The sequence below is a fragment of the Streptococcus sp. SM3 genome, from assembly GCF_027497875.1.
Window position 1 is genome coordinate 19,419 of the sequence record NZ_JAJNSA010000023.1, and the last position, 8,895, is coordinate 28,313.

An 8,895-nucleotide genomic window follows, 5' to 3' on the forward strand; every position below is an offset into this window, starting at 1 on the left:
GTGCCTGAAACAATACAGTTTCAGGCACTCGGAATTATTGAGACCTTAGGCTCAATAATTAGTCATGGAACTTCTTCGAAGTTCGCTGACGTCCGTACTCACCTAAGGAAAGTTTCTAAGATAACTTTTTCTTCAATCTGAACCTAGCTGATAAACAGCTAGGTTTTTTAAAATTTTATAAAATGAAAATATTTGAAAGTTGTTGAAAAGGATTCACTTTTAAATCTGATTTTCAGTAGTCCTCCCTTTTAAAAGTGCTATAATAGAGGCAATGAATGATTTGGGAGGATACGCATGCGTAAACGTAAAAGTGCAGATTCGTGTACAACGATTCTAGTCGGAAAAAATGCTAGCTATGATGGTTCGACCATTGTAGCACGAACAGAGGATTCTCAAAATGGCGTTTTTACGCCCAAGAAATTGATCGTGGTCAAACCAGAAGATCAACCGCGTCATTACAAGTCGGTTTTATCAACTTTTGAAATCGACTTACCAGATAATCCAGTTCGCTATACAGCGGTTCCAGATGCCATTCCTAAAGACGGGATCTGGGGAGAAGCTGGGATCAATGTCTATAATGTAGCCATGAGTGAGACAGAGACCATTACGACCAATAGCCGTGTGCTAGGGGCAGATCCTCTTGTAGAGAGTGGCATCGGTGAGGAAGACATGCTGACCTTGGTCTTGCCTTATGTTAAGACCGCCCGCGAAGGGGTCTTGCGTCTCGGGAAGATTTTGGAAGAGTATGGAACTTATGAATCCAACGGGATCGCCATTTCAGATGTGAATGAAATCTGGTGGTTGGAAACCATCGGAGGTCACCACTGGATGGCGCGCCGTGTCCCTGATGATGCCTATGTGACCAACCCCAACCAACTGGGAAGTGATTGTTTTGAATTTGGTAATCCAGACGAGTTTCTTTGTGACCCAGATCTTGAACATTTTGTCACAGAGCACCATTTGATTCTGGATCAAGAAGGGAAAGGTTTTAATCCACGCTATGCCTTTGGTAGCCAAAAAGACAAGGACCGCCACTACAATACACCGCGGGCTTGGGCCATCCAGCGTTTCCTCAATCCTGAAATCGATCAGGATCCACGGAGCTTCGAGATTCCTTGGTGTCAAAAACCCTATCGCAAGGTGACGATTGAAGATGTCAAATATGTCTTGAGCAACCACTACCAAGACACCATCTACGATCCTTATGGACCGGAAGGAGATCAGGTGAGTCAGCGAACTTTCCGGACGATCGGGATCAACCGGACCAGTCAAACAGCGATTCTACAATTGCGTCCCAACAAGCCGCAAGAAACGACAGGCATCCAATGGATTTCTTACGGTTCGATGCCTTACAATACAGCTGTCCCTTTCTTTACCCAAGTGGATACAACGCCAGACTACTTTGCCAATACGACGGCTAAGGTGACAACGGATTCCTTCTACTGGGCTAACCGGATTATTGCAGGACTAGCAGATCCTCACTATGCCCACCATGTTGGCGATTTAGATGATTACCAAGAATCGACAATGGCCTGGGGACATGCACGCATCAATAAAGTCGATTGTGCCCTTGCAGCAGGTGAAACCGTCGATTTTGAGGCGGAGAACCAAGCCATGAGTGATCAGATTCAAGAAGCGACGGATCAACTCTTGGACAAGATTTTGCTCGATGCTAGCAACCTCATGACCAATCACTTCTCCTTAAGTGATTAAGAACCGCGCATTTGCAGAAATCTTGCAATATATTTTCATGAATCGTTGACAAAGCTTTGAAAATCGATTAAAATAGAAAAAATTACATACGACCGAATGAAGTTTGCAGGAGCGTGAGTGACTGTGAATGGACGGAACTCTGGAGAGACCAGAAATGGCACCGAAGGGGCAAGGTAGAGGATGCATCTACTCAAACTCTCAGGTAAAAGGACAGAGCGAAGAATAGGGGAAGTCCCCTATTTTAAGCAGGACCAGAGTACATGTTTGACATGTACTCTTTCTTTTTCTCATTTCTGTCGAGCGGTCGATAAAAAGGAGACAGAGAATGGATCATGTATTGCAGTTTTTTCAGCAACTCGATAATTTAGTATGGGGCGCCCCACTTTTGGTGCTCTTGGTAGGGACAGGGATCTACCTGACCCTTCGTTTGGGCTTGCTTCAGATACGCTATCTTCCAAAAGCCTTTCGCTTGATCTTTACAGAAGATGAGGGGCATGGGGATATCTCAAGCTTTGGAGCCCTTGCGACGGCTCTAGCTGCCACAGTGGGAACAGGCAATATTGTAGGGGTAGCGACAGCGATTCAGACAGGTGGCCCAGGGGCCCTCTTTTGGATGTGGATGGCGGCCTTCTTTGGGATGGCGACCAAGTATGCAGAAGGGCTCTTAGCCATTCGTTATCGGACCAAGGATGACAATGGCCACATCTCGGGTGGTCCGATGTACTACATTCTTCACGGGATGGGGGAGAAGTGGCGACCACTAGCTGTTTTCTTTGCAGTTGCAGGTGTTCTGGTGGCCCTCTTTGGGATTGGAACTATGACCCAGGTCAATTCCATTACGGGATCTCTTCAAGCGAGTTTTGGAACAGCTCCAGAAGTGGCTAGCGTAGTGATTGCTCTGGTGGTTTCGACCATCATCTTTGGTGGGATTCACTGGATTTCGAAAGTCTCCGAAAAAGTGGTTCCTTTTATGGCTGCTGCCTATATCTTTGCGACGGTTGCAATTATTGTTTTGCATCTGGATCAATTGCTTCCAGCCTTAAAATCGGTCTTTTCAGGTGCCTTCACAGGGACTGCAGCCATGGGAGGTTTTGCAGGAGCAACGGTCAAAATGGCCATCCAAAAAGGGGTGGCGCGTGGGGTTTTCTCCAATGAATCGGGTCTCGGATCGGCCCCCATTGCAGCAGCTGCTGCGAAGACCAATGAACCTGTCGAGCAGGGCTTGATCTCGATGACAGGAACCTTTATTGATACCATTATCATCTGTAGTTTGACAGGACTTTCGCTCTTGGTTTCAGGTGAGTGGATGGCCAAGGGCAGCACGAGCACCTTGACTCAGGATACGTTTACAGGTGTCTTTGGCCCAGTTGGAGGCATTATCTTAACGCTGTGCTTGGTGCTGTTTGCGACAACGACCATTCTTGGATGGTCTTATTATGGAGAACGGTGTTTCGAATTCCTATTTGGTGTCAAACATATCAACCTCTACCGGGCTTTCTTTGTCTTAATGGTTGGACTAGGTGGTTTCCTAAAATTAGATCTGGTCTGGGTGATTGCAGATATCGTCAATGGGCTTATGGCTCTACCCAACTTGATTGCGCTCTTGGCCCTCTCACCAGTCATTATCAAAGAAAGTAAACGCTACTTTAAGAAATAAGAAAACCCAGATCGCGAGGTCTGGGTTTTCTTGTCTATTTGAGATAGGATCTTTTAATAGCGTTTTTCCTTTGGCCAGCTGCTCATTTCAGCGATGGCAGTGAAGAGCACATCTGTCGAAGAGTTGAGGGCTGTTTCACAAGAGTCTTGAATGACCCCGATGATAAAGCCGACACTGACGACTTGCATGGCCAAATCATTGGTGATGCCAAAGAGGCTACAAGCAACAGGGATGAGAAGGAGAGATCCTCCCGCAACTCCAGATGCTCCACAAGCAGAGATAGCCGCTACGACACTCAGAATGAGCGCCGTTCCAAAGTCAACCTGAATGTGCAAGGTATTGGCAGCAGCTAGCGTCAAAATATTGATCGTCACGGCTGCGCCTGCCATGTTAATGGTTGAACCAAGCGGAATGGAGACAGAATAGGTATCTGGATTCAGCCCCAATTCTTCACAGAGACGCATGTTGACAGGGATGTTGGCTGCAGAACTTCTGGTGAAGAAGGCTGTTACCCCACTGACACGAAGGCATTTAAAAACAAGGGGATAGGGATTCTTGCGGATCATGAAAAAGACGATCAATGGATTGATGACCAGAGCGACAAAAGCCATCGTTCCCACCAATACTACCAAGAGAATCCCGTAGTTACTAAGGGCACTGAGTCCTTGGCCAGCGATGGTCGTGAAGACTAAGCCCAAGATCCCAAATGGAGCTAGGTTGATAATCCACTCGACAATTTTTGAAGTGATATCTGCTAGGGTTTGCAGGAGGTCTTTACTATGTTCACTCGCTTCTCTCATGGCGATCCCAAAGACAGTGGCCCAAGAAAGGATCCCAATGTAGTTGGCTTGCTGCAAGGCGTTGACCGGGTTGTCGACGATCTTGAGTAAGAGGTTACTAATCACTTCGCCAATCCCGTTTGGAGAGGATCCTTCAGCGGCCTTTCCAGTCAGGGTAATGGTGATGGGGAAGATGTAATTGATCAAAACAGCGACGAAGGCAGCTGCAAAGGTTCCTAGGAGATAGAGGACGATGACCTTTTTCATATTGGTCTCTGTTCCTTTTTGGTGTTGGGAGAGAGCATTTGCGACGAGTGCAAAGACCAGAAGGGGTGCGATGGCACGGAGCCCTCCAACGAAGAACTCTCCTAGGAGTCCAATCCCAGTTGCTTTCGGAAATACAAGTGCTAGAACGACACCAAGTACAATTCCGATTGCGATTCTTTTCATAAGGTTGGTTTTATTCCAAGTGGTAATCAGTCGATGAATCATGTAAGGCCTCCTTAAAAAATAATTAAGGAATATTATACGATAGTTAGGGGGGAATAGCAATGAAATTTTTAAAAAATAGCCTTATTTCCGAATATTTGATATAATCATACTATTCTTTGTTAGAAAGGCCCGGATAAATGAGTCAAGCTTTCCAACGTTATTTCAGTAAAATAGACTGGACAAAGATTTTTGATGACCTAATTTCAAAATGCATCTCTCTGATTTTTGTCTTTCTCTTATTTTTTATCGCTAAAAAGGTCATCCATAGCCTGGTCAAGCGGATATTAACCCCTTCTTTTAAGTATACGGTGCAGGATGAAGCCCGTAAAAAAACCATTCTCCGTTTAGTAGAGAGTCTCTTGAACTACTGCTTGTATTTTATCTTGATCTACTGGATCTTGTCGATCCTCGGTCTTCCAGTCTCTAGTCTATTGGCTGGTGCTGGGATTGCTGGGGTGGCGATCGGGATGGGAGCCCAGGGCTTCCTTTCCGATTTGGTCAATGGTTTCTTTATCCTTTTAGAACGCCAGCTGGATGTGGGGGACAATGTCCGACTTACCAATGGTTCTATTAATATTGCCGGCATCGTTAGCAGTGTGGGAATTCGGACAACTCAAGTACGTGATTTTGACGGGACTCTCCACTTTGTCCCAAACCGCAATATCACTGTCGTCAGCAACCTCTCGCGTGGAGATATGCGCGTGCTGGTGGATATTCCGCTAGATGCGAATACCGATCTCGATAAGATCTATCAGGTGATTGCGCAGGTCAACCAGTCTCAACAAGACAAACACCCAGAAGTGTTGACAGGTCCTACTATTTTAGGCCCACAGATCGAAAAAAATGGTCGCTATTCCTTCCGTATTGCGATGACCGCGCAAAATGGGACACAGGTTACTGTTTATCATACTTACTGTAAACTCTATCATGATGCCTTGATGGAAGCAGGAATCAATCTTCCAACAGGAAATAACGGAATCATGTAAAAAAGCTCAGAAATATTTTTCTGAGCTTTTTTAATTGATGTTACGATCTTAAGTGGCAGTATTTGTCATCCAAATATTTAATCTGATCCCAAGTCTTTCGAGCCTCAGGTGGCAAGATCAATAATTGCTTGCGCAATAGGGCGGTGATTTCGAGATCCAATGATTCGATCGTGAGGGCTATGGCTACGGAACTTTTTGCCCTTTGGATCTTGTTAATGCAGTGTTGGATATGCTGGCAAGCAGTACAAGTCTGTGCTTGACGGCTTGCTGCAATCTCCTGACGCATCTCAGAAAGCAGTTGCATCAATTCAGACTTAAGGAATTCAATGGTCGTTGACTTGTCTTGAGCAAAATGAAACATAAGCGCACCTCCTTTTGCTATAGTTTAATACTAATTTATTAAAAATGCAAGGGGGTAAAGTAAAAAAAATAAAATTTTTTTAGAAAAAGATACAGAAAAAGAGATGGCTCAAATCTCTCATCACTAATGATGGTTAAGATTCCTTTCTTTAAAAATGATTTTCTTCCCTTGAGACCAATTGTCCTTAAAGAGATCAGTAGCGACAAAAAACTCCTGAAACAGAATGGTTTCAGGAGTTGAGAGGCTTTGACCCGAAGGTCTCAAAGAAAAATATCGATTGATTATACAAGACCTTGTGCAATCATCGCGTTTGCGACATTTTCAAAGGCAGCGATGTTGGCACCTGCAAGGTAATCTTTACCAAGTCCGTAAGTTTCTGCAGTTGTTTTAGCAGTGTTGAAGATATTGGTCATGATGTCTTTCAAACGTCCGTCCACTTCTTCGCGTGTCCATGAAAGACGTTGGCTGTTTTGGCTCATTTCAAGAGCAGATACAGCAACCCCACCAGCATTGGCTGCTTTAGCAGGTCCGTAAAGGATACCATTTTCTTTGTATACGTTGATGGCATCGATGTTACTTGGCATGTTTGCTCCTTCAGAGACAACTTTCACACCTTGAGCGACCAAACGTTTAGCAGCATCGCCATCGATTTCATTTTGAGTTGCACATGGAAGAGCGATGTCATAGTTACCAGCGTAAGTCCATACAGAACCTTCGTAGTATGTAGCAGTTGGTTTTTCAGCAGCGTATTCAGTCAAACGTGCACGACGTTTTTCTTTCACGTCTGTAAGAAGGTCGAAGTCAATACCGTTCTCGTCGATCACGTAACCGTTTGAGTCAGATACAGAGATAACAGTTGCACCAAGTTCAGTAGCTTTTTGAAGAGCGTATTGGGCAACGTTACCAGAACCTGAGATCACGACTTTCTTACCAGCAAAGCTGTCACCGTTGGCTTTGAGCATTTCTTCAGTATAGTAAACCAAACCATAACCAGTTGCTTCTGGACGGATCAAGCTACCACCAAAACCAAGAGGTTTACCAGTCAAGACACCAGCATCGAATTGGCGAAGGCGTTTGTATTGACCGTAAAGGTATCCGATTTCACGTCCACCAACCCCGATATCACCAGCTGGGACATCAAGAGAAGGACCGATGTGCTTTTGCAATTCAGTCATGAAGCTTTGGCAGAAACGCATCACTTCAGCGTCAGTTTTTCCTTTAGGATCGAAGTCAGATCCACCTTTACCACCACCGATAGGAAGACCAGTCAAGACGTTTTTGAAGATTTGTTCGAATCCGAGGAATTTCAAGATCCCTTGGTTAACAGTTGGATGGAAACGAAGACCACCTTTGTAAGGACCTACAGCAGAGTTGAATTGAACACGGTATCCACGGTTTACTTGGATGTTTCCTTCACGGTCAACCCAAGGAACACGGAAGGAAATCACGCGTTCAGGTTCTGTAATACGAGCTAAAATGTTTTCTTCGATGTATTCAGGGTGTTTTTCAAAAACAGGTTCCAAAGTGCTGAGGAACTCTTCAACAGCTTGAAGGAATTCAGCTTCATGGCCGTTACGAGCTTTTACAGTTTCGAAGGTGCTTTGGATATATTCTTTAGCAGTTGTCATGTTAATTCTCCTTTGTGAATGAAACGAAAACCAGCAAACCCGCTAGGGGAGTGGCTTTGAGACAGTTGACAAACAATGTCACGTTTTATTACATGGATCATTATAGCAGACTTTTTTTGGCTTGTAAAGAAAAAAGTTGAATTTTCTGAAAATTTTATCGTGACTAGGAAACTCCGAATCTTTGGAAGAATTTTTAGCTTTGTTTGTCCGGAAGCTTCCAAGTGATGGTATAATGAAAGAAGAAAATAGATAGCATCCCGAACGATTCTGTTGGTGGTGTTTCAAAAAAGGAGTACAAGATGGTATCGACAAAGACGCAAATTGCTGGTTTTGAATTTGACAACTGCCTGATGAATGCGGCAGGTGTAGCCTGTATGACCACTGAGGAATTAGAAGAAGTGAAGAACTCAGCTGCTGGGACCTTTGTGACCAAGACAGCGACCTTAGAATTCCGTGCTGGTAATCCAGAGCCACGCTACCAAGATGTGCCGCTTGGTTCGATCAATTCGATGGGACTACCTAACCAAGGGTTGGACTATTATTTGAATTACTTATTGGAGTTGCAAGAAACGGATCCTGACCGGACCTTCTTCTTATCTCTCGTCGGCATGTCTCCTGAAGAAACTCATACCATCTTGAAAAAGGTGCAAGACAGTGACTTTAAAGGCTTGACAGAGTTGAACCTATCTTGTCCCAATGTCCCTGGGAAACCTCAGATCGCCTATGATTTTGATACGACAGATCGGATCTTGTCTGAGGTCTTTGCCTATTTCACAAAACCTCTAGGGATCAAGTTGCCCCCTTATTTTGATATCGTTCATTTTGATCAAGCAGCAGCGATCTTTAACAAATACCCGCTCAAGTTTGTCAACTGCGTCAATTCGATCGGAAATGGCCTCTACATCGAGGATGAATCCGTGGTGATCCGTCCGAAGAACGGCTTTGGTGGGATTGGTGGTGAATACATCAAGCCAACGGCTCTCGCCAATGTCCATGCCTTTTACCAACGTCTGAACCCAGAAATTCAGATTGTGGGGACAGGTGGTGTCTTGACTGGTCGCGATGCTTTTGAGCATATCCTTTGTGGGGCTAGTATGGTGCAAATCGGAACGACGCTGCATAAAGAAGGAGTAGGAGCTTTTGACCGCATCACTGCGGAACTCAAAGCCATCATGGAAGAAAAAGGCTACCAAAGTCTAGAAGAATTCCGTGGGAAATTGCACTACATTGACTAATCTTTTGAAAAGAACTTCCTTAAGTGGGAACTTGAGGAAGTTTT

7 protein-coding genes and 1 riboswitch are annotated in these 8,895 nt (G+C 44.7%); of the genes, 4 read left to right on the forward strand and 3 right to left on the reverse strand.

The genetic code is table 11. The features are described 5' to 3' along the window. The first annotated feature begins 294 nt into the window (after positions 1 to 294). Both PAN06_RS05585 and PAN06_RS05590 read left to right on the forward strand, forming a co-directional pair. Positions 295 to 1,713, forward strand: a complete 1,419-nt coding sequence (locus PAN06_RS05585; RefSeq protein ID WP_269795812.1) for a C69 family dipeptidase — start codon at positions 295 to 297, stop codon at positions 1,711 to 1,713. A gap of 129 nt (positions 1,714 to 1,842) precedes the next feature. Continuing rightward, positions 1,843 to 1,937: riboswitch (glycine riboswitch) on the forward strand. A 101-nt stretch (positions 1,938 to 2,038) separates the two neighbouring features. Continuing rightward, the gene (locus PAN06_RS05590; RefSeq protein ID WP_269795813.1) at positions 2,039 to 3,370 is read left to right on the forward strand and encodes a sodium:alanine symporter family protein; all 1,332 of its coding nucleotides are present in this window, start codon (positions 2,039 to 2,041) and stop codon (positions 3,368 to 3,370) included. A 53-nt stretch (positions 3,371 to 3,423) separates the two neighbouring features. On the opposite strand, the gene sstT is transcribed toward PAN06_RS05590, so the two are convergent. Then, on the reverse strand, positions 3,424 to 4,641 hold the full coding sequence (gene sstT / locus PAN06_RS05595; protein WP_201037321.1) for a serine/threonine transporter SstT: 1,218 nt from the start codon (positions 4,639 to 4,641) through the stop codon (positions 3,424 to 3,426). A 137-nt stretch (positions 4,642 to 4,778) separates the two neighbouring features. On the opposite strand from sstT, the gene PAN06_RS05600 reads away from it, so the two are divergent. Beyond that, positions 4,779 to 5,627, forward strand: a complete 849-nt coding sequence (locus PAN06_RS05600) for a mechanosensitive ion channel family protein (RefSeq protein ID WP_014713897.1) — start codon at positions 4,779 to 4,781, stop codon at positions 5,625 to 5,627. A gap of 40 nt (positions 5,628 to 5,667) precedes the next feature. On the opposite strand, the gene PAN06_RS05605 is transcribed toward PAN06_RS05600, so the two are convergent. Next, positions 5,668 to 5,988: a hypothetical protein gene (locus tag PAN06_RS05605; protein ID WP_269795814.1), complete on the reverse strand. Its 321-nt coding sequence runs from the start codon at positions 5,986 to 5,988 to the stop codon at positions 5,668 to 5,670. Between the two features lie 281 nt (positions 5,989 to 6,269). Next, on the reverse strand, positions 6,270 to 7,616 hold the full coding sequence (gene gdhA / locus PAN06_RS05610) for an NADP-specific glutamate dehydrogenase (RefSeq protein ID WP_003004977.1): 1,347 nt from the start codon (positions 7,614 to 7,616) through the stop codon (positions 6,270 to 6,272). A 299-nt stretch (positions 7,617 to 7,915) separates the two neighbouring features. Here gdhA and PAN06_RS05615 point away from each other — a divergent pair, with 299 nt between their 5' ends. Then, positions 7,916 to 8,851 (forward strand): dihydroorotate oxidase, encoded by a 936-nt coding sequence (locus PAN06_RS05615; RefSeq protein ID WP_269795815.1) that lies wholly within the window; start codon positions 7,916 to 7,918, stop codon positions 8,849 to 8,851. Positions 8,852 to 8,895: the final 44 nt, after the last annotated feature.

What these genes read in the sequence shown, in the direction of transcription:
- PAN06_RS05605 (WP_269795814.1), bottom strand. Translation starts at nt 5,988, where the DNA reads ATGTTTCATTTTGCTCAAGACAAGTCAACGACCATTGAATTCCTTAAG.
- sstT (WP_201037321.1), bottom strand. Translation starts at nt 4,641, where the DNA reads ATGATTCATCGACTGATTACCACTTGGAATAAAACCAACCTTATGAAA.
- PAN06_RS05590 (WP_269795813.1), top strand. Translation starts at nt 2,039, where the DNA reads ATGGATCATGTATTGCAGTTTTTTCAGCAACTCGATAATTTAGTATGG.
- gdhA (WP_003004977.1), bottom strand. Translation starts at nt 7,616, where the DNA reads ATGACAACTGCTAAAGAATATATCCAAAGCACCTTCGAAACTGTAAAA.
- PAN06_RS05615 (WP_269795815.1), top strand. Translation starts at nt 7,916, where the DNA reads ATGGTATCGACAAAGACGCAAATTGCTGGTTTTGAATTTGACAACTGC.
- PAN06_RS05585 (WP_269795812.1), top strand. Translation starts at nt 295, where the DNA reads ATGCGTAAACGTAAAAGTGCAGATTCGTGTACAACGATTCTAGTCGGA.
- PAN06_RS05600 (WP_014713897.1), top strand. Translation starts at nt 4,779, where the DNA reads ATGAGTCAAGCTTTCCAACGTTATTTCAGTAAAATAGACTGGACAAAG.